Annotated in this window: 12 protein-coding genes; 1 reads left to right on the top strand and 11 read right to left on the bottom strand. The window is 37.1% G+C overall.

Annotation, left to right across the window (positions count from 1 at the left end):
- Window positions 1-375: 375 nt before the first annotated feature.
- From BT999_RS11620 to mtnA, 6 genes are all read right to left on the bottom strand, one after another.
- Window positions 376-1,626, bottom strand: a complete 1,251-nt coding sequence (locus BT999_RS11620; RefSeq protein ID WP_143145569.1) for a M23 family metallopeptidase — start codon at window positions 1,624-1,626, stop codon at window positions 376-378.
- A gap of 539 nt (window positions 1,627-2,165) precedes the next feature.
- Window positions 2,166-4,883, bottom strand: a complete 2,718-nt coding sequence (bamA, locus tag BT999_RS11615) for an outer membrane protein assembly factor BamA (RefSeq protein ID WP_072697954.1) — start codon at window positions 4,881-4,883, stop codon at window positions 2,166-2,168.
- Complete coding sequence (locus BT999_RS11610; protein ID WP_072697953.1) at window positions 4,880-5,563, bottom strand: ABC transporter ATP-binding protein; 684 nt, start codon at window positions 5,561-5,563, stop codon at window positions 4,880-4,882. Before BT999_RS11610 ends, bamA begins: the two co-directional genes overlap by 4 nt.
- Window positions 5,560-6,825, bottom strand: coding sequence for an ABC transporter permease (locus tag BT999_RS11605; RefSeq protein WP_072697952.1), 1,266 nt, complete (start codon window positions 6,823-6,825; stop codon window positions 5,560-5,562). The genes BT999_RS11610 and BT999_RS11605 overlap by 4 nt, the downstream gene beginning before the upstream one ends.
- A 56-nt stretch (window positions 6,826-6,881) precedes the next feature.
- Window positions 6,882-8,387: a lysine--tRNA ligase gene (gene lysS, locus BT999_RS11600; protein WP_072697967.1), complete on the bottom strand. Its 1,506-nt coding sequence runs from the start codon at window positions 8,385-8,387 to the stop codon at window positions 6,882-6,884.
- Window positions 8,388-8,818: 431 nt separating this feature from the next.
- Window positions 8,819-9,862: an S-methyl-5-thioribose-1-phosphate isomerase gene (mtnA, locus tag BT999_RS11595; RefSeq protein ID WP_072697951.1), complete on the bottom strand. Its 1,044-nt coding sequence runs from the start codon at window positions 9,860-9,862 to the stop codon at window positions 8,819-8,821.
- A 168-nt stretch (window positions 9,863-10,030) separates the two neighbouring features.
- Here mtnA and BT999_RS12575 point away from each other — a divergent pair, with 168 nt between their 5' ends.
- On the top strand, window positions 10,031-10,171 hold the full coding sequence (locus BT999_RS12575) for a hypothetical protein (RefSeq protein ID WP_178139352.1): 141 nt from the start codon (window positions 10,031-10,033) through the stop codon (window positions 10,169-10,171).
- A 71-nt stretch (window positions 10,172-10,242) separates the two neighbouring features.
- Here the strand turns inward: BT999_RS12575 and BT999_RS11590 are convergent, their stop codons facing one another.
- The 5 genes from BT999_RS11590 to BT999_RS11570 form a co-directional block, all read right to left on the bottom strand.
- On the bottom strand, window positions 10,243-11,781 hold the full coding sequence (locus BT999_RS11590; RefSeq protein WP_084650702.1) for an LTA synthase family protein: 1,539 nt from the start codon (window positions 11,779-11,781) through the stop codon (window positions 10,243-10,245).
- 4 nt (window positions 11,782-11,785) lie between these two features.
- Window positions 11,786-12,586 carry an SDR family NAD(P)-dependent oxidoreductase gene (locus BT999_RS11585; protein WP_072697949.1) on the bottom strand — a complete coding sequence of 267 codons (801 nt, stop codon included), beginning with the start codon at window positions 12,584-12,586 and terminating at the stop codon, window positions 11,786-11,788.
- 89 nt (window positions 12,587-12,675) lie between these two features.
- On the bottom strand, window positions 12,676-13,272 hold the full coding sequence (locus BT999_RS11580) for a GNAT family N-acetyltransferase (protein WP_072697948.1): 597 nt from the start codon (window positions 13,270-13,272) through the stop codon (window positions 12,676-12,678).
- A 15-nt stretch (window positions 13,273-13,287) separates the two neighbouring features.
- Window positions 13,288-14,643 carry an aminotransferase class I/II-fold pyridoxal phosphate-dependent enzyme gene (locus BT999_RS11575; protein WP_072697947.1) on the bottom strand — a complete coding sequence of 452 codons (1,356 nt, stop codon included), beginning with the start codon at window positions 14,641-14,643 and terminating at the stop codon, window positions 13,288-13,290.
- Between the two features lie 2 nt (window positions 14,644-14,645).
- Window positions 14,646-22,280 (bottom strand): type I polyketide synthase, encoded by a 7,635-nt coding sequence (locus tag BT999_RS11570; RefSeq protein WP_072697946.1) that lies wholly within the window; start codon window positions 22,278-22,280, stop codon window positions 14,646-14,648.
- Window positions 22,281-22,292 lie beyond the last annotated feature (12 nt).

Here is a 22,292-nt window from a genome sequence, read left to right as displayed (position 1 = left end):
TCATGCGGTAATGTACATAGAGTTTAAAAATAAAACCAGTCTTTTTTTGATAAAGTGAATAATATTTTTATGTTCTGATAATAAATACCATTGCAAAACTCTGTTTTGCGTGCTTTTGTCATCGTTTTATGCTCTGTATGCACATAGCATAAAACGTCTTAAGTCACAAAAACCACTCATTTTACAGGAAAATTAAATTTTCCCTTTGTTTCGGGGGATTCCCCCGAAGCCCCCAAGTCCCCCAATCTCCATGGCAGGCAAAGCCAGCCTAGAGTCCTTATTCGTGGTTTTTGGAGTGTCTTTCTGACGAAAGCCACTTTGAGCCTATTGTGCAATAGTCTCTAATAAGTTGTGTGTTTTCTACAGCCAAGCTTTTTAAGACTTTTCTTTATACGGAACATATTCCGTCAGGCTTTTTTTATCGTTTACAAACTCTTTGTAATAATCAACCATCTTTTTAAACTCAGCCAATTCTTTTTTACTGATAGAGTCGCCACGAGGGTTTAAGGCGGTAATCGGGTTTAAAAAAGTTCCATTTTTTTTCATTCTGAAATCTAAATGGGGACCGGTAGAGTAGCCCGTACTGCCGACAAAGCCTATAACATCACCTTGGCTGACTTTATTTCCTTTTTTTAAACCTTGGGCAAAACCGGAAAGGTGTAAATACATAGTTTCATAGCCGTTACTATGTTTTATTGCTATATAGTTCCCTGCCCCTTTTCCCCAACCGGCAAAGGTAACAACCCCGTTTCCGACTGTTTTTACCGGTGTTCCCGAAGGTGCGGCATAATCAATTGCCGGGTGAGAACGCCAATCTTTAAACACAGGGTGTAAACGACGATTGGTAAAACCCGAAGAAATACGAGTAAAAGACAAGGGAGCTTGTAAAAAAGCACGTTTTAGGCTGTCGCCTGTTTCCGTAAAATATGTAACGGAATCATTCTCATTGATATAAGCAAAGGCCTTATAAGGTTTATCTTGGTTAATAAACTCTGCATATAAAATTTTTCCATAGCGTTTAAACTCTCCGTCTTTAAAGAGTTTTTCAACCAAAAGGCTAAACTTATCACCCTGACGCAGGTCTTTAACAAAGTTAATTTCCCAAGCAAAGATATCCGCCATGCGGACGGCTAAATTGGGAGATTCTCCTATATCCGCAACAGCTTCAAAAAGACTTGAGTCTATAACGCCGTCTATGCGTTCCAATAAAATTTCGTAAGGAATTTGTTCTATTTGAGCGGAAAAGCCGTTGTCGCCATCTCTGGTTAAGATTAATTTTTTTAAGTCATCAATTTCATATTCAAATTTTTCAACACTATTATCGTTGACATAAACAGTATATGCGTGTCCTTCTTTAAGGCTGCGTAAAGGGAACAGTTTCCTGCTGGCTTCTGCCATGGCGTTTACATCAGCCACAGGCATCCATGTTTGTAATAGTGTAGAGGCGGTGTCGCCTGCGTTGATTATTCCGCTATGTGTTCCGTCTTGGCTTTCCGGTTGTGTTGTTGTCGCGTTAACGGTTGGTTGAGTTTGGGGTATATTTTCTTCAGAAGTTTCAGAATCTTGGAGTGTAATTTCTTCAGTATTGGAGGTGGTTTCTTGATTTTTGTTGATAAATTCCCACAAAAAATAAGCTAATACTCCGTTAAGTAGAATGAGGAGAAAAAGAAAGATATATACTTTGTTAGTACTGTTTTTTCTATTATATCGTTTATATTTCACAAAAACTCTCTGGCTAAAGATACTTAATGCTAAATTCTGCTTTAGGTAAACAGCATTTTTTATTGGTTAGTTGGGTAATATTATAATATATTTTAAGTGTGTTCATATTAATTAAAAGATCAAATAATTTCCAAGTTAACATATTGAATTAACATCAATGTTGAGTCTATATATCATGAATCTTAATTTCTGTCATTAAAAAGTCTAAAAAATTTTAAGACACTGTATGTGAAATTATTACAACGCTCTATTGTGCCTTCTTTGTTCGTGCTTTTTTGAGATTTAAGACATTTTATGCTATGTGTATAGAGAGCATAAAACTATGAAAAAAACACGCAAAACAGAGTTTTGTAATGGTCTTATTTTGTTTTATTTGCTTAATAAAAAAACCCACTGTCAAATCGCTTTGATAGTGGGTTTTGTTTTGTGTTGTGGGTTTGAGGTTAAAAGAATTGACCCATTGAGAATTCAAAGCGTCCGCTTGATCTTGAACCATCACGATTTTCATCAAGCGGAATACCGTATGAGAATCGTAAATCGCCCATCGGAGAACGCCAACGCAACTCTAAACCTGTAGATTTTTTGAGTTCGTTATTCCATGAGAAATCGTCTATATCATCGGCGTAGTTTACACCCATATCAAAGAAAGGTACGAGGTTTACACCAAGTTCGGTACTTAATCTCCAGATATATTCAAGGTTTAAGACCGCCATTCTTGTTCCACCGAGGTAATCGCCGGTTTTAGGGTCAACCGGAATAATGTCTCGTGCGTTATAACCGCGTACGGTATCTATTCCGCCCATCCAGAAACGTTCAAAGATAGGAACTTCTTCGTTTCCGTTTTTAAATAAGGCTCTACCTTGCAGTTTGCTGTGTAATAAGTGTCTTTCGGCTAGTTTATAGTATATTTGGTTTTCAGCTCTAACACCTATAAAGTCATCGGAACCGCCCAAGAAACCGCCACCGTAATCTAAGCTGACTGAGTTAATAGTACCTGTTGTGGGGTTCATTTTGTTGGTAGTATCTCTTGCAAAGCCGATACTTCCGACACTGGCAATATTATTGCCTTTATATTTGCGAATTAACCATGAAGAATCATCTTCAACTTCAAAGATTCTATACTGATCAAGGCGGTAGCCAATGCTGACGGCACTATATTCTCCGATCGGACGCATAAAGGTTATGCCGGCACCAGTAGTATCTTTTTTATAGTCGTAAAAGTCATCTCTTGATTTATATCCGGCAAGGGACATTCCTATTTCAGTATCATATAGTCTTGGGTTAACAAAGTTGGCAGTATAAGCACTGCGTCTTCCTGAGAAAAGAGCTTGGAGAGAGAGTGCATAACCTTTTCCCCAGAGGTTTCTTTCCATAATTGTGGCAGATACCCCGAAAGAAGAGAAGGTTGAATAACCCACACCACCAATTAAGGCTCCGGTTGGTTTTTCTTTTACTTTAACCTTTAAGTCGACTTCGTTTGGGTTACCCGTTGGTATAATTTCTGATTCGGCAATTTCAAAGAAGCCGAGGTTGTTTAATCTGTCCATACTACGACGTAATTCTTTTCCGCTAAATTGAGAATCGTCAGTTAAACGCATTTCTCTTAAAATAACGTTATCACGGGTTCTGGTATTACCGTCTAAAACAACACGGCGTACATAAACCTTATTATTTTTTGTAATATGATATGTTACATCAACAATATGCTCTTCGCCTCTTGGTTTAGGGCTACCGTATGCTTCAGCAAAGGCATAACCGTAATCTGCGTATAAGTCGCTGATTTTCTTGCTATCTTCTTGCATTACGGAAAGGTTAAAATAATCTTTATCTTTTGCCATTTTATCAAGGGTTAAGATAGAGCGAATTTTTTCATCGGTATCAATCAGGTCTCCGGCAAACTTAATATCACCAAGTTTATAACGAGAACCTTCGATAACCGTAAAGGTAACAATAATACCGTCTTCTTTATATTCAACCGTTGCGGGTTTTACAATAACGTCTAAAAATCCATGATCCAAATAAAAAGATCCAATAGCCGAAGAGTCTCTTTCAAGCATTTCTTCTTTTAAAATACCTGTTCCTGTGATCCAAGAAATAATCGAGCGTTCTGATAAAGCCAGTTCTGATTTTATATCGCCCTCTGACATTTCTTTAGCACCTTCTATTTTAATTTCTTTAATATAGAGGCGTTTCCCTTCAGTTATAGCGAGGTTTAAGATAACTCCGCCATCTTTGGTATCTTGCATACTTTGTTTTATTTCAACAAGATAAAATCCTTTTTTATGATATAGTTCTCTGATTTTGCGTAAATCGTCTGCCAGAACTTTGTCGTTTAATACTGAACCTTGGCGACTGGTCATAGCTGAGCTGACATCTTCTTGGTCTATTTCTGAAGTACCTGTAATATTAATTGATTCGAGGCGAGGTTTTTCTTTAACAGTATAAACAAGATAATGCCCGTCAGAGCGTGATTCTATATTTACGGAAACATCACTGAAATATCCAAGATCCCATATTTTTTTAACTTCACGGTCAATAGCGGCCGGGTCAACGGCGTCTCCCCTGCGAGAATTAATACGCATTAAAACGACTTCGGGGTCAATCGCTTTTGTTCCTCTTACTTCTACGCCTGCAATTGTTTCTTTGCTGACTAAAGTAGACATAACTTTTCCGGAAAGTTCATCAACTGCGTTTAAAACATTTTTATCTCCGCTTCTTTCTACAAAGAGCGGTTTACTGTTGATATTGGGGTTTGCACTCACTAAACGTGCATCTATACTGAAATTTGAGCCTATGGCACTAAAACTTCCGTAAACGGCGGCATCTGCTTTTGCTTGATTGGCTAAGCGTTTTACCGTATTAATATCTAAAGATTTAATATTCATTTTTTGTAAAAGCTCTACGGTTGTTCCGACGGGAATAACCTTAAAACCTTTCATAGCCAGACGTTCTTCCAACATATTTGGAATTTCCATATCTAGATTTTCAAATTCTGCACCGGCATTGATTTGAAACGGCACCATCATAATGATTGGTGCTCTTGCTTGTCTTTTAGCCTGAGCAAGCACACTGTTATCTTTACCGTGAAATAAAAACGGTAATGCCAGAACGATGAGCCAACTCAAAAGAAAAACTTTTTTGGCTGTTAACTTGGTTTTCATATTAATCTCCGACTTTTCATTTCGAGATGACGTTGCATAAGCACCGCTAGTTCTTGGTTGTGAGTAACAACTATTAGAGTCATACCTATTTTTTCATTTAATTTCAATAATAACTTTGCAATATGGCCACCGGTTTCTATATCTAAGTTTCCCGTAGGTTCATCTGCCAATAAAACTTTTGGTTTTAATAAAATTGCCCTGGCGATTGCCGCTCTTTGGCGTTCTCCGCCTGAGAGGGTTGTTACGTTATGAGTTAGCCTGTGTTCAAGCCCGACCAACTCTAAGGCTTCTTTTGCCAAGGCTTTGGCTTTATTTATGTTCATTCCTCCGATTAATGCCTGCATGGCTACGTTTTCAAGCGTATTAAACTCAGGTAAAAGGTGGTGAAACTGAAAAACAAATCCGATATTTTTATTGCGTATAGAGGCTTGTTCATTGGAAGAAAGCATATTTAAGTCTTTTCCTTGAAAATATACTTTGCCTGAACTTGGGTTGTCGAGTGAACCTAAAATATGTAACAAAGTAGATTTTCCAGAACCTGATGCACCAACAATGGCAATACTTTCTCCTTGTTGAATGGATAAGTCAATATTTTCAAGAATTCTTATTTTTTCTGATGGACCGGCATAGCTTTTACTGACCTGTTCCAATCTATAAAGTTCTGTTGTGTTATTAATCATTCTTGTCTTAATGCCTCCACAGGTTTTAGGCTTGAGGCTTGTTTGGAAGGGTATAAGGTCGCTAAAAAACAAATTAACATGGCTGAACCTGAAATAATAAGCACATCAGGGTAGTTGATCAAAATAGTAAGGTGGGTGGTGGGGTAGGCACCTTCGGGAAGTTTGATCAGTTGATATTTTTCTATGACGTAAGCTATACCGATTCCAAGAATATTGCCTAAGACGGTACCGATAAGCCCGATAATAATACCTTGGAGCATAAAAATATTACGCATATTTTGTTTGGTTGCACCCATAGACATTAAGATCGCTATATCTCGCTTTTTTTCCATAACTAACATAACTAAAGAGGTAACTATTGAAAAAGAACCAACTAAAACAATTAGGCTTAAAATAACGCCCATAGCCATTTTTTCAAGTTGTAACGCAGCAAAAAGATTGCCGTTCATATCCATCCAATGGCGAGAATACAAAGGGGAACTAAGCTCTTTGTTGATGTTTTGACTGACTAAATCAGCTTTATCAACGTTATCAGCCAAAACTTCCAGTCCAAAAACCTGATTGTCTGGAACTGATAAGAGTTCTCTGGCGTTTTCAAGCGAGATAAACGCCATGGAAACGTCGTATTCTATCATACCGGTTGAAAAAATTCCGGCTATTTCAAAAGGGGCAATTTTAGGTTGAAAACCGGCGGCATTTTTATTGCCACTCGGCGATAATAAAGAAACTCTGCTACCAACGCCAATACTTAATCTTTTCGCCAATTCTTTGCCTATAATTATGCGTGGAATAATTTTTTTGGTTTGGTTTGCTGTTGTATCATTATCGTTTTCAACAGGTGGAATTAAATCTTCTAGGCTTCCTTCCGTCATCAATTGAAAAATACTTAATACTTTACCGGCACCTTTAGGATCTATTCCTCTTAAAGCCAAGCCTTTTACCGAGCCGTGGGCGGAAATCATTACCTCTGAATAAATAAACGGAGTTACTCCGGCGACACCTTGGACATTTTCTACTATATCTATGGCATCATTATAATCTGTGATGTTTCCGGCATGAGAAAAAACTAAAATATGAGCATTTGCCCCAAGTATTTTATTGCGTAAATCAGTGGTAAACCCTGTCATAACTCCCATAACAATAATAAGAGAGGCAACCCCGATAGAAACTCCGGCGATAGAAAACGCCGAAATAATTGAAATAAAACTTCTGCGTTTTAAAGCAGATAAATAACGTAATGCCACAAAATTAACAAATGACATTATAATCTCTTGTTTTTAGATGGTTTTTCATTTGTTTTCCCGATGAGTACAAGTTGTTACAAAATTTCATTTTTCAATAGCGGAAATAAAATAACTTCTCTGATAGAAGCCGAGTCGGTTAAAAGCATAACCAAGCGATCTATACCAATTCCTTCGCCGGCAGCAGGAGGCATTCCGTATTCCAAGGCTCTTAAGTAATCTTCGTCCATTGGGTGGGCTTCGTCGTCTCCGGCTTTTTTTTCGGCAACTTGTTCTTCAAAGCGTACCCTTTGGTCAACCGGGTCGTTTAACTCAGAAAAGGCGTTGGCAATTTCACGCCCGGCAATAAAGAGTTCAAAACGATCAGTAACGCTAGGGTCTTCTTCATTTCTGCGAGATAAAGGAGATATTTCAGTTGGATAGTGATATATAAAGTGGGGCGTAATAAGTTTTGGTTCAACGTCTAGGTCAAAGAGTTTTGCCTGTAACTTTCCGATTTTTTCATCTTTTACGGCTTTTTCACCACGACTCTTGATAAAGTTTACCAATGCCTCATGGTTTGTATAAAATTCTTTTTTATGACCACCGATTATTTCTAAAGAGTCATAAAAAGTCATGCGTGTCCATTTTCCTATTCCAAGATCTATTTCATGTCCTTGGTATGTGATTTGCGTTGTTCCGCAAACTTTTTCGGCAATATAAGAAAAAAGCTCTTCGGTTATATCCATTAAATCAAGGTAAGTTGCATACGCCCAGTAAAACTCACACATAGTAAATTCCGGGTTATGTCTAACCGAAACGCCTTCATTGCGGAAGTTTCTATTTATTTCAAAAACCTTTTCAAAACCGCCTACCAAGAGTCTTTTTAAATATAACTCAGGGGCAATGCGCATATAAAGTTGCATATCAAGGGCATTATGGTGTGTCTTGAAAGGACGTGCGGTTGCACCACCCGGAACGGATTGCATCATTGGGGTTTCTACTTCCAAAAATCCTTTAGACTCCATAAAGTTTCTAAATTCTTTGACTATTTGGCTACGTTTATTAAAGATTTCTCTCGTTCGAGGAGTAGAAATAAGGTCAACGTAACGTTGACGATAGCGAGTTTCAACGTCTTTGAGTCCGCTCCACTTATCGGGAAGGGGACGCATAGAACGAGTAAGCAAAGTTAATTCAGAACATTCAAGGGTTAATTCTCCGGCTTTTGTACGAAATAAACGCCCTTTAACTCCGACAATATCACCTATATCAAGTTTTTTAAAGGTGGCGTATTGTTCTTCGCCAAGAATATCTCTGGCAACGTAACACTGAATTTTTCCGGTAATATCAAGTAAGTTAAAAAAGGCAACTTTACCCATTAAGCGATTAGAAATTATACGCCCGGCACACACAAAAACAGTTTCTAAGTTTTGAAGCTCTTCGTCTGTTTTATCGCTATATTGTAAAATATCCGTAGCGTGGTGTATTTTTTCAAAACCATTGGAATAGAGTTTGACATTATTGTCTAAAAGTTCGCAAGATTTACTTACGCGATTTTTTAAAACTTCGTTTAGCTCGTTACGCTTGGCAAAGTTTTGTAGCATAGGCATAAAATAAGATGCGTGTGGCGATTTTGTTGCTAATTTGATTTTATTGGAAGCAACATTTTTAGAATCTGAGGATTCAAAAGAATTAGAACCGTTATTAAATTGATTGTTTGAACTCAACTTTTTCTCCCAAATACATACCATAAAGCCAGTGTGTTTATTTATATAAAGAATATGAAACTTAAAGCAAAGCGGAGAGTATGCTACACTTTGTTTTTTAATTTAGCGCGTCAAAAATTATATTAAAACAAGACGTTAAACAATATATTAAAATATAATTTCTTTAGGATATAATTAAATTTAAGCTGTTTTGATGGTTTTTTGAAAGTTTTAGCTAGGTCTTAAAACTCTCAAACAACAAGCTTTAAGGTTATGATAAATCTTGTTTTGAGTCAAGCAAAGAGAAAAATAAGAATACATTTTGTGGCTTATTTTTTATGTTTAAACAATTCGGCAATATTTTTTTGGTAAGGATTCCTCAATACGCCGTTTTCTGTGATAATTCCGGTTATTAACTTAGCCGGAGTAACGTCAAAGGCAAAGTTAAAAACTTTTACGTTGTAGGGAATAAGCCTGTGTTCTCCGATATGACTAACCTCTTTTGAAGGTCTGGTTTCAATGGGAATATCTTCTCCGCATAACGTTTCAATATCTATTGTTGAACTTGGTGCGGCGACATAAAATGGAATTCCGTGTTCTTTGGCAATAATGGCAACGCCGTATGTACCTATTTTATTTGCAGTATCACCGTTAGCAGCGATGCGGTCTGCTCCGACAACAACGGCATCAACCAATTTTCTTTGCATTAACAAAGCACAAGCATTGTCGCAGGCGACGCTTACTTCGATTCCGTCTTTTGCTAACTCATAAGCGGTTAAGCGAGCCCCTTGAAGAAAAGGGCGAGTTTCGTTGGCGATAACTTTAATGTGTTTGTTTTGTTCTATTGCACCTCTAATTACGCCTAAGGCCGTGCCATATCCGGCTGTTGCCAAGGCTCCGGCGTTACAGTGTGTCATGATCGTCCAACCGTCTTGTAACAATTCTCCGCCGAAAAAACCCATTTTGCGGTTGTTTTCAATATCTTCTTGTTGAATAAGCCTTGCTTCTTTGAGCCATAAAGCCAAAAGATCTTTTGCCTCAATCGTATTATTTTCCAACCAAAGTTTACGCATTCTTTTGATTGCCCAACGTAAATTTACTGCTGTTGGTCTGGCGTTGGCGATATATTCCAAAAGGTGGGCTAAGGTAACACGCCAATCAGGAGTATTTAGGGCTTCATTTAAAGCAATGCAAGCACCAAAAGCCGCACTAACTCCAATAGCCGGAGCACCCCTTACGACCATAACCTGTAGTGCTTTCACTATATCGTCTGTGGTTTGGCATACAAAAAAATCTTCTTGAACGGGTAAAAAACGTTGGTCTAATAAAGTTAACGTTAAGGTATCATCAGAAAAATATATATGTTCAACCATAAAAGTTCCTCTCTGAGTTTATTGCAGGTAAATTTTTAATATAAGACCATTGCAAAAATACGTTTTGCGTACTTTTATCATCGTTTTATGTGTTGCACACACACCGCATAAAATGACTTAAGGCACAAAAAAATTCATTTCACAGGAAAAAATAAATTTTCCTTTGTTTTGAAGGATACCACCAAAGCCCCGCAAGCTTCTCAAGGTCCACGGCAGGCAAACCAGCCTATTGGCTTTATCCGTGATTTTTGGAGTGTCTTTCCGGAGTATCTTTCTGGCGAAAGCCACTTTGAAGCTATTGCACAATAGTCTCAATATAATTAAAACATTTTTAACGACAAGTAAAACCTAATTTTCAGATTAAAACAGCAAAAAACTTTTTATAAATCTTTTTTTCTTAAATTCGGCAAACTTGGCGGGTGATCACCATAAACAATTAATCTACCTTTTCCTGAAAGAGTAAGTTGTTTTTGTATTTTTCCAAACATTTTATCCATATTTTTCAAATGAATAAGATAATATTGTTCTTCTTGGCTGAAATTTTCTTGTTTAATGCCCAAAGGTGTAAAGTTTTCTTTGAAATATTCTTTTACTACATGCTCAGGCAGCCTGTTTTTTAACCATGGACCGTGTGCTTCCATTGTAATTACAAAACAAAACAGCGGATTTTTCGCTTGATTTATTTCAATGTTTATTAAATCAGCCAGAGCCAAATCGCTTATATATGGTCCAAATTTTTCAAGGTGATTTAATTCTTCCAAGGCTAAAAAACGTTCAAAACCAAGGTTAGGTATAACCAAAGAACGGTTAAAAAATTTTTTGGCATAAGGGTGGACACATAATGTTTCGTATCCTTTGTTTTTTAATTCTCTTGCAAAAGACCAGAGAGGGTGATTTTTTGCAAAAAGATAGGGGTTAAAAAAACAAGGGCCTAATTCTTCTTCTTTTAAACCGGTGAGAACGCTAAATTCGGTACGCATTGTATAAGCCCCAAAGGGGTTTGTTGTTAAACTTAAAACTCCGTTGTTTGTTTTTAAATTATCCCAATTAGGAAGCAGGTTTGTGTCTTTAAGATTATGAAAATAAGGGCGTATATCCCAAAAAGATTCGGCTTGAATTAAGATAAGATCTTCTTGATTATTGACATTTTGAGAGTTGAGGAATAGTTCTAACTCGTTAAGATAAATCGTGTTTTTAGGTTTTATCAACTCATTGTTGTTTTTAAATGAAGTAAAAATTTGTTTTTTAAAATTGCCACAAGCTATGGGGTGTATTAACGCCGCAGAGAAAGGTCCGTTGGTTTGGGCGTCTTTTACTGCGTTTGAACTAACCGGACAGCGTGATAAGATAACAGAAGCGAGTTTTGGCAATTTTGCATAAGACATCAATATTAATAATAAGATTGAAATAGTTACAACACAAAACGGTAATATCAGACTAAAAAATATATTTAAAGAGTAGAGCGGGGTTTCTAATAATATCGCCCAAACTAAAAATAACAAACTTACGCCAAGTAAAACAGATAATCTTTTTATAGGCAAAAATGGTAAATATAAATCGGGAAATTGCACGGCTTGTTTTAAAAGCCAAGCATCAGCCAAAACTATAGGTTCGTGTAAAATATTTTCTTTCGTCGAGTTTAAAATAACCAATAAACTGCCTATACCGAGAGTTAAAACTAAGGCACTGATCGGACGTTGCAAAAACAGAAAAAAGAAAAGAAAAAAAGAGATTCCGGCTAACCCCGTAAATATTTCTGCGAATAAAGTTTTGGGTTTGGTCTTGATAATTAAAGATAGAATATTGTTAAGCTTTAAAGATTGACTTTTTTCGCTTAAAATCATTGATATGCGTTGTAATACAATCATGATAAAAGCGGAGACTAAGCTAAAGCTAAAAAGATACAAAGTTTCAGACATAAATTTATTTTTTGGTTTTGTTCATGATTGATTCAGCATCGGGCTCAACGCTAAATTTGAAAAAATCCGCAAAAAAGTTGCTTAAAAAGTTTGGCATAAAGTTTAAACTCTTAATACCTAAGCTTAGTAAAAAAGGGAAGGAAATATGATCGTTATTTTTTTCCAATTGTTTTTTTATATAAAAAGCGGCTTTGTCGGCTGTCCAATAAAAAGGCTTAAACCCTTTAAGGCGTAAACTCATTGGTGTTTTGATATAGCCCGGACACGCAACACTTATTCTTATCGGAGTTTTTTTATAAAAGCTGTTCATAGCCAGAGCATAACTTAAAATAGCTGCTTTGCTTGCTGAATAAGCCGGCGATGAGGCGAGCGGAAAATATGCGGACAGGGAGCTGATAAACACAACTTGTCCTTTTTGTCTGGTGTTCATTTCTTTAAGTATTGTTGAACCAAGGGTAATGGAAGAAGTCGAATTTAGATGCATTAAACGATAAACGTCAGAAACCGCTTCCATTTCTCCATTTGGCAAAACTCCCGAGGAAATTCCCGCATTGATGAATGCCAAATCTATTGGCGTTTTAGCATCAATTTTTTTAATTGTTTCAATACTGTTTTCAATATCGTTTAAGTCGCAAAAAATACATTCGCTTTCTGCACCTTGTTGAGAACAAAGAAGCTTTACTTGGCTTAGGCGTTCCGTATTTCGCCCTAAAAGACTTAACTTAATATTGGGGCTTGCATATGCTTTTGCCAGAGCTGTTCCTAGTCCGCCACCGGCTCCGGTAATTAAGATATGTGTTTTCAAGGTGTTGCCCTATAGCTAAAAAGCAGATAAACGTTTTAGGCTTGGTTTTTGATTCTATTAAGCTGATATTTTGCTAAATAAAAAGATTATTAACAGGCTTTATATAACAAAACACCGCCTTCGTCGTGTCCTTTTATGGGAATTTCTTTTGCGGGAATTTCTTTATAAAGCTTAAAATTGTTCTTTTTATAAAAAGTTAAAGCTCTTTTGTTATCATTCCAACAAAACAAACTTATACCATTACAATTTTTTTCTTCCATATTTTGCAAAGCTCTTTTCATCAATAAGGCGGAGAAACCTTGACCTCTTAACTGTTCTTCAATCCAAATCGTATTAATATAGAGGCTGTTTGGTACAGCAGTTTCAAGAATAGGGCGTACGATTTTAAGGCGTTTATCAGAAATAAAATTTTCCATTAACAAAGGAATAAAATGATCTTTAGCCGGATAAGAAAACAAAAGGGCGATAATATTTTCTTCATAAGTTAAAAGAGTCATATTCTCCGATAAATATGGAGATTCTCCTTTCATTAAAGCCGTAGCTAAAATTTTTTCGGCTTTTAAAAAAGGGACTAAGTTTGAAAATAAATGTTCAACAACGCCTTCGCTTGTTTCGCTGATTATTTCGGCGAGCTTTTCTGCATCATCAGGACAGGCATAACGTATATTTAAAAAATCGGTTTCCAAGGCTACACTCTTTTTTTATTTTTGTACTTTCGGAAGTTCTTCCGCAACAATATCAAGAACTTTGATAATTTCGTCTTTTTGATGAACGGAAGATAAAAAGAAACGTAACCTTGCCAATCCTTCTTCCACAACAGGATAAATAATAGGCATTACATTAATGTTTCTATTAAATAGGTGAGTTGCCAAACGTCCGGCAATCAAAGAACTTCCTACAATAATGGGAATAATTCCATAACCTTGGGCATATCCGGTATTGAAATTGCGTTTTTTTGCTTCTTCCAAGAAAAATGAGCTGATTTCTTGAAGTTTTTGCACTCGTTCAGGTTCGGCACGCATTAAGTCAATAGCCTTGGCAGAAGCCGCCGCCAGCGGGGGAGACATTCCCACACTGTAAATAAAGCCTGCTGCACAAAAACGTAAAATATCAATTAATGTATTGCTTCCCGTAACAAAACCACCACAAGAACAAAGGGTTTTTGATAGAGTTCCCATCCAAATATCTACGTCAGATGGGTTAATATTAAAATATTCTGAACAGCCTCGCCCGCTTTTACCGAGTATCCCTAAAGAATGTGCTTCATCAATCATTAAAAAACTAACATATTCTTTTTTGAGCTCGATTAATTCATTAAGCTTTACGATACTACCGTCCATGCTAAAGATGCCTTCGCTAACGATTAAGGCTCGTTTATATTGAGAGCGAGTTTGTTTTAATAACTCTTCCAGTGCTTTGGGGTCGTTATGTGCATAAGAATAGCGTTTTGCACCTGATAACACAGCTCCCTGTATAATTGAGTTATGAGCCAAGGCATCGTGATAGATAACGTCTTCTCGTCCAAAGAGAGTTGAAATAACCGAGACGTTTGTGGCGTGTCCGCTAACAAAGGTTAAAGCGTTTTCAACTTTATAAAGTTTGGCAAGTTTTTCTTCAAGTTCTCTGTGGGGTGGGCGTTCGCCGGAAACCAAACGACTCGCTCCCGCGGAAGTTCCAAATTCTTCCATTGCCTTTATTGCGGCGGCATTAATTTGGGGGTGTCCGTTTAGTCCAAGATAGTCATAAGTAGAAAAATTGTAAAATTCTTGATCGTTAATTTTGGTCTTGTTTTTTGCCATAGTTTGATGACAGGCAAAAAAAGGATTTAAGACATTCATTTTTTCCGCAATTGCACGTTGAACTTGAAGTTGTTTAAATTGAGGCAATTCTTCAAATTGTGCGTAATTTGTCGGAATAGAGCTTGAACGTCTTGCTTTGGGTTGTAAATTTGTATTAAGTAAAGCTGGGTTTATTTTTAAAGTCTGAAGTAACTCTTGCTGTTTGTCCGAGCTAAGTTGATTTGAATTTTCCGGTTTTGAATTATTAGAAGTCGCCACTATTATGAATTCCTTAATATTTTCTCACGTTGTTGTTGGGTTAAATTAAGAGCATGTTGTTGATTTAGCTGTTCTAAAATCTGCTCTTCATTATTACTTTGCTCAACTTTTGCATGTTCTGTTTCGGTCTGTCCCGAGAGCATTTCATACATAGCTTTGGCAATACTTAAAGCTGTTGTTTTATCGTTTAACGCAAAAACATAATTATTAAGACCAAAACGTTGGTTTAGGGCTATTCCACACTCAACAGCCATTAATGAATCAATACCTTGTTGAACCAATGGGGTATCAATTTTAAAATAATCAACAGAAATCATTAAAACATTTGCTATTTCTTTGCAAACAATATTTGCAAATATTTGTAATGCTTCTTGTTGCGAAACCCCTTTAATCATTTCTTGAGGCGTTTTTTCCATACTTTGTTTGTTTTGTTTTTGTGAACTTAAAAATTCAAAGCGTGGCAAAGAAAAAAGATTTTCGCTTGATTTACCTTGCCAGTTGCAGGCAAAATAATGGCTTTGTTCAATCTGTTTCATAATACTGTTTTCAAGCCAATCAAGGGCTAGTTCTGATTTTAAACAATCAGCTCCAAGCATGTTGGTCAACATAAGCCTTGCTTTTGGATTATTTTCGAGCATTCCAACATCATCAACAGGACCCCAACCTATAAATTGAGCCGATAAATTTTGTTGTTTTCTTAAACCAACTAGGGTTTCAAGCATGCCGTTTGCGGCGACATAGGCGGCTTGACCCGGGTTTCCAAAGGCGGTTGTTGCCGAAGAATAAAGCACAAAGAAATCAAGGTTAGAGCTTAGGCTATAGTTGTGTAAGTTCCAAGCCCCGATACTTTTTGCAGATAAAGCATTTTCAAGGCGTTTGGGTGTAAGACCCGAGATTACGCCGTCTTCCAAAACTGCGGCGGCGTGGATAATGCCTTTAAGAGGTGGCATATTTTGTAAAGCTTCATCAAGTTTGGTTTGCAAAGCCTGATCATCTGAGACATCAGCCGAACAAATTTTTATCTTACAGCCTTTTTTGTTAAAGTCTTCAATAGTATTTTGAGTTTCAATATTTTTTACACCACTGCGACTTAATAAAATAAGGTGTTTTGCCCCTCTTTGAATAAGGCGTAAGGCTGTGGCAAAGCCAAAACCTGCCGTACCTCCGGTTACAAGATAAGTTGCATCAGAGTTTAGCGTGAGTTTAGCTTGTTTTTCAACAAGAGCTTTAATATCCTTTTGGGTTTCATCGCTCTCCATAGTAATGACCAACTTACCTATTTGACCGGCTTGTTGCATTGCTTGGAATGCATCAACGGTTTGGGTGCGTTTAAAGTTGGTATATGGTAAAGGTGTAAAGATTTTTTGTTCAAATAAAGTCATTAATTCTTGGAGCAGTTCTCTTGCCAAGATGGGTTTGTGTAATAAAAGTTGGTCAAGGTCAACACCGTAAAAGGTCAAGTTATTACTAAACGGTCTAAGACGTAAAGCAGAATCGGCATAAAAATCTCTTTTCCCTAGCTCTAAAAAACGCCCGAAAGGACGGAGCAAGGAAATGCTTGCCGAGATTGCCTCGCCCGATAACGAGTTAAGAACCGCGTCAACGCCTTCACCGTTTGTAGCTTCTTTAATTTGTTCCACAAAAGCTAAAGAACGAGATGAATAAATTCCTTTTATATTGAATTGTTTTAAGAACGCTTGTTTTTCCGTCGCTCCTGCGGTTGCGTATATTTCAAGCCCCAAATGTTGGGCTATTTGTATCGCCGCCAAACCAACGCCGCCGGCAGCACCGTGGATCAAAACTCTTTCTCCGGCTTTTAGCTTAGCAAGGTGTTTTAAACTATACCATGCGGTAGTAAAAGTTACGGGAATAGTGGCGGCTTCGGCAAAGCTGAACTGTGTTGGTTTTTTGATAATGGCATCGGCTTTCGTGGTTACTTGAGTTTGGAAACAAGAGGGGGCGAAACAAAGAACTTCGTCTCCGACTTTCCAGTCTTGCACATTTTTTCCAAGACTTGTAATAACGCCGGTACATTCTATTCCCATTCCGGGACCGGAAAAACCGTTTTCCAACGATTCATCAAGGAGCATTCCAAGGCTCCACATTACGTCTCGAAAGTTTAAGCCCACTGCTTTAACCAAAACTCCGACTTCGTCATCAGCAACTTGTTTTGCTTCGGTTTCACGCCAATAAAGGTTTTGTAAACGTCCGGGAATATCAAAGTCAAGCTTGGCACTTTTAATTGGTTTAGCTTTTTCTTGATAATTGTTAAGTTCTTTTATTCTCGGGCTAAGGCGTAAATCATCGGCAAAGACTAATTCACGTTCTTTACTTGGGGCTAAAAGTTCTTGCACAAGATTATTGATGCCTTGAACATTGTGTAGATCAAGCAAATGAACGTTTAAGTGGCGTAACTCAGACATTAAGACTTTAGTAAAACCCCAAACCGCACCTTGGGAAGGAATTAAACGAGATTGAGGAAGTTTTGATTTTGCAGTTTTGTAGTCTGTTAAACTTAAAGCTCCGCCTGTAATTACCCATAAACGCTCTTTAAATTTCAATTCATCAAGGGCGGTTGCCAAGGTTCCAAGGTTGTTTAAGTTTTCGGTTTGTTGTTTTAGCAACTCTGAAGGGTTATTAATAATATTTTCTTCAAAAGCGTTTAAAAACAAGATATTATAATTTTGTAAATCATAATTTGCCAATAATTGCTTCCAATCTTTTAGTTCAAATAAAGAACCAATATCTTTCTTTGTATTACTTTCTATGATTGTAACAGAAATATTGTTAATTGAGAGTTGTTCTTTTATCTGTGTGGCGAGTTTATATCCTGCTGTTTGACTGTCTTTTGTTAAGATTAGGTAATTTTTATTTTCCTGTTTTGCCTGTTCAACAATAAGTTCTTGTGTTGTCTCTTCGGGTTTTTGAGCTAATAAGATAAAGCCCGGTCCTGTTTGAGGGTCGTTTAAAGAAATTGTTTGTATGTTTTTAAACCCTGCTTGATTTAAGTGGGTTATCCATTCGTCTTTGCTTTGAAAACGTGAAACAGGGTTTTGATTATCGATGGAATCATTCCACCATTCCGGTTGAATTCCAAATATATAATCTGTAAAATTATCAGGTTCATGTTCGCTTAAACATAAAATTCCGTTTGGCGACAACATCTTAAACGCATTGTCCAAAATTTTTGGAGCTTGTTTACTTTCATATAAACAATTGGCAATCAATATTAAGTTATTTTGATTATAAAATTTATTTTTATAATCGTCTGTCAGCTCTTCTTCTAAATTCAGACTGAGTGATGTAATCGTTTTATTTTTGAAAAATACCTTGTTTAAAGCTTCCGCTTGATTAGCGTTATTTTCTATATTTGTATAAGAAATGTTAAGGTCGTCAAGCTGATATTTTACCGTGTTTAACAAAGTTTGAGAATCTTTTGCCAGTTGCAATATTTTTATTGCCTTTCCGTCTTTATTGCTATTTAGATAATTTGATAAACAAGTTTCAATCCCTTTAACAAAAGGAGTTAACATTACGGAATGATTAAAATATTGTTTTTGTAATGACTGTGGAAGAGTTAAAGGCGGATTTTCTTTTAAGCTTTTTTGGTTAAAGTTTATTAGGTATGATAAGAGAGCGGCTTCTGTTGCATAATTAGGATATTCGGCAATTAAAGTTTGCCAGAGCTGTGTGGTTTGCGGGCGATTTGGGTCGGGTAACAAACGCCAACCTTCGTTTTCTTTTTTTACAAACTCTGCTTGTTCCAAAACTTCCATGATAAAATAGAGCCAAGCTTCTTGTTCTGATTTTATTGTTTTTAAGGAAATTTGTTCGTTGATGTTAAAAAGTTCTTTTTGAGAAACTTTTAAGATTTCTGAAATATAATCATAAGCAGAGGTTAAAGAAATAAAACGTAAAAGAAGATAAGGCGATAAAGCGTTGTTGTTTTTTGTATTGAGTTTAGTAAATTCTTCGTTGACTGACTTTGTTATCTCTTCCGTTAATTTTTCCAAAGAGATCTTGGCGTTATGTAACTTTGACGAACTATGTAAGCTTGGTTCTAAAACTTGATGATAGGCTTTGTTTGGAATAAATTCACTTTCCAAGCTAAAGGCACGGCGGAAGCGACAGCCTCTAAGCTCTATTAAAGGTTTACCCGTTGCGTCAAAGAGTTTAAAGCGTGCAACAACAGAACGGGGGCTGATTCGTTCTATTTGTGTATGTACAAATTTGGCTTGTCCCTCTGCAAAAAGAGTAATTTCATCAAAAAATGAAGGCAAGTAAACCTTGCGTGCGTTTTTATCACGCTCTTTTCCCAAGAGTAAAAATAAAGTATGAAAAGCTCCGTCTAATAAAGTAGGAGCAATCAACATGCCCTTAGCAGAGTCGGCACAAGGTGTTTCAAGTTCGGCAAAAACTTCGGCATTTTCTTTGTTTTTATTAACCCAAGCCTGTTTAACCGTTTGAAAGTTTTCTTTGTAGTTAAGAAAAAAATCTTTGGCGGTTTGATATAAAGCGTCTTTGTTTATAATTTCGGCGTTTTGTTTAAATTTATCAATATCACTAAGTTCGCTTGGTTTCGGTGTGTTTGCAATAGTTTTGATACGCCCGGTAAAGACCGTGGCAAAAGGTTCTCCGCTCATATATGGGCGAGTTTCATATAAGAAACTTCCGTCTTCTTTGCTGATTTTAATTCTTGTGCTTTGAGTAAGATTTTTTGACAAGTCAAAAGCACGCAAAATAGAGAGACGTTCAATTTCTACTTGATCTTTTTGATAAGTTTCTTTTGCGGCGGCGAGTATTGTTTCAATCATTCCGGCAGCCGGAAAGATGGTCGAATTACCTGCGATATGTCCGTTTAACCATGAAAAATCAACGGTATTAATCACGTTTTCATAAACAGAAGGGTTAAGAGGTAAAGCCCAACCTAAAAGCGGGTGAAGCCTTTCGCCTTCGAAATAAGAGCGGTGTTCAGGTGTACGCTCAAGCCAACAATATTCTCTGTTCCATGTATAAACGGGTAATTCTTTACGTTTATATGGTTTTAAGAATATTTGTTTAAAGTCTATATTCCAACCTTTTAGCCAAGCAAGCTTCCAGTTATCTTGGAGGGTATTATATTCATCTGCATTATTTTTTAAAGCAGATAGGTAACAGCCGGTTACGGAATGTTGTGAAAAAATATTTCTTAGATAAGACTGTAAAATAGGGTGAGCGCCTATTTCCATAAAGTGGAGTATGCCTTGTGAAATGGCTGTTCCTACCGCTTTATTAAAGTTAACGGTGTTACGCATATTTTTCCACCAATAGTCGGCATCAAGCACTTTATTGTCTTGGTTGTAACCTTCTACGGTAGATAAAAACTCAATCGTGGGCTTTTGAGGTTTGAGGTCTTTGAGCGATGAAATAAATTTATCTTTTATTGATTCTACTAAATGGCTGTGAAACGGATAGTTGATATTGGTCATTTTTGCCGCATGATGCAATTTTGTACATTTTTTTACAAAAGCTTGCAAAAGCGTTGTTTCTCCGGAAACCGTCAAAGACTTTTCGGTATTAATAGCCGCAACGACCAATTCGCCATTATATTCCGCCAAGAGTTCTTGAGCTTGTTGAAGGCTGATATTGGCAACCGCCATATGTCCTAAATTTTTTAATTCGCCTAATAAATGACTGCGATAATGGATTACTTTAACGGCATCTTCTAAACTTAAAGCACCGGCCGTATAAGCCGCCGCAACTTCACCGACGCTGTGTCCGAGAACGGCCGTGGGTTTTATTCCTTTGGAAGCAAGATATTCAACGATACCGACTTGAATTGCAAACAGTAAAGGTTGGCTATATTCAGCCTGAAGATATAAATCTTTAAAGTCTTCGGGGTTAGAGATCATTTCGACTAAAGACCAATCTTGAAGCTTAGCTAGCAGGTTGTCAATTTTTTTGATGGTTTCTTTGAATAAAGGTGATTTGTGGAACAAATCTTTACCCATTCCGAACCATTGACTGCCGTTTCCGGAAAAAACGAAAGCACCTTGGGCGTTTTGGGCAACGGATTGAGCATAAAATTTATACTCTGTTGTATCTTGAACAAACGCTTCAAGTTGTTTAATTAATTCTGTTTTTGAATTGGCAAAAAATACGCTACGACTTTCTAAACTTTCTTTGTTAAAAGCGGCGGAACAGGCGATATTGTAAAGTTCGCTTTCTTCTGTTTCTTTAATTAAGTCGGCGTAAGCTTTTGCTTGTTGAATTAGGCTGTTTTTATGTTTAGCACTTAAAAAGAGAGGAGTTTCAGATACATTAAGGCTTTTTTCAGCAGTTTTTTGACTGCTTGCTGTAAATTCTCTTAATACGGCATGTGCGTTTGTTCCGCCAAAACCAAAAGAGTTAACGCTAATTAAACCGCCTTTTTCTACTTGAGGCAGTGGCGTTATTTGACTAGGAACTTTAATATTTAAAGCGTCAAAGTCAATGTTGGGATTTGGAGTTTTAAAATGAACGTTTGGCGGAATTTTTTTATGTTTAAAGACCAAGAGGCTTTTAATTATCCCGGCTATACCTGCGGCCGGTTCAAGGTGTCCAATATTGCTTTTAACAGAGCCGATATACAAAGGGCGTATTCCGCTAAGATGTTTTGCTAAGGCGTTTCCGAGAGCAGAGGTTTCAACGGGGTCTCCGGCGGCTGTCCCTGTTCCGTGAGCTTCAACGTAAACGAGTTCTTTTTTGTCAAGATTAAAATTATTATAAGTTTCTTCTAAAATTTTTGTTTGCATAGCCTCATTGGGCAAGGCTATTCCGTGAGAACGACCATCAGAATTTACGGCAGTTCCTTCAATAACTCCCATAATCAGGTTATTGTCTTTTATGGCATCTTGTAAGGGCTTAAGAATAAGACAACCCGCACCTTCACTGCGGGCATAGCCGTTTGCGGCGGCATCAAACGCCTTGCAGCGTCCGTCAAGAGAAAGCATTTGTGCTTTAGCAAATCCAATAAAGGGGTAAGGTGAAAGCAGGGCGTTAACACCACCCACCAAAGCGAGGTTAATTTGGCCGTTTCGCAAGGCTTCGCAAGCTATGTGTAGGGCTACTAAAGAAGAGGAACAGGCAGTATCAACGGTTAAACTTGGACCATGTAGATCATAAATATAAGAAATTCGGTTAGAGATAATACTTAAAGCAGATCCCGTCATGGAGTAAGCGGTGGTTTTTGTCGGAGCATCAGAACTATGAACACTAAAATCCATATTTGACGCACCGATATAAACACCGGTATTTGAACCTTTTATTTCTGATGGTTTTATACCGGCGTGTTCAAAGGCTTCCCAACTGGTTTCAAGCAACATACGTTGTTGGGGGTCTATGTTTATGGCTTCTTTATTTGATATGCCGAAAAAAGAAGGTTCAAAATCTTTGATATGGTTTACGATTCCGGCGGCTTTTGTATAACAATGTCCTTCTAAATTAGGGAGTTTAGAAAAAAAACGCTCTAAACTAAAACGACCAACAGGTAGTTCGGTAACGGCATCAACGCCATTAGCCAAAATATTCCAATAACTTTTTAAATCGTTCACTTCACCCGGAAGGCGACAAGAAGCTCCGATAATCGCTATATGGTTTTTCGCTGCCTTTTTTGTCATTATATAAACTCC

The sequence above is a fragment of the Desulfovibrio litoralis DSM 11393 genome, assembly GCF_900143255.1.
GTDB classification, from domain to species: domain Bacteria; phylum Desulfobacterota; class Desulfovibrionia; order Desulfovibrionales; family Desulfovibrionaceae; genus Frigididesulfovibrio_A; species Frigididesulfovibrio_A litoralis.
This window is presented reverse-complemented; position numbering and strand designations above follow the sequence as displayed.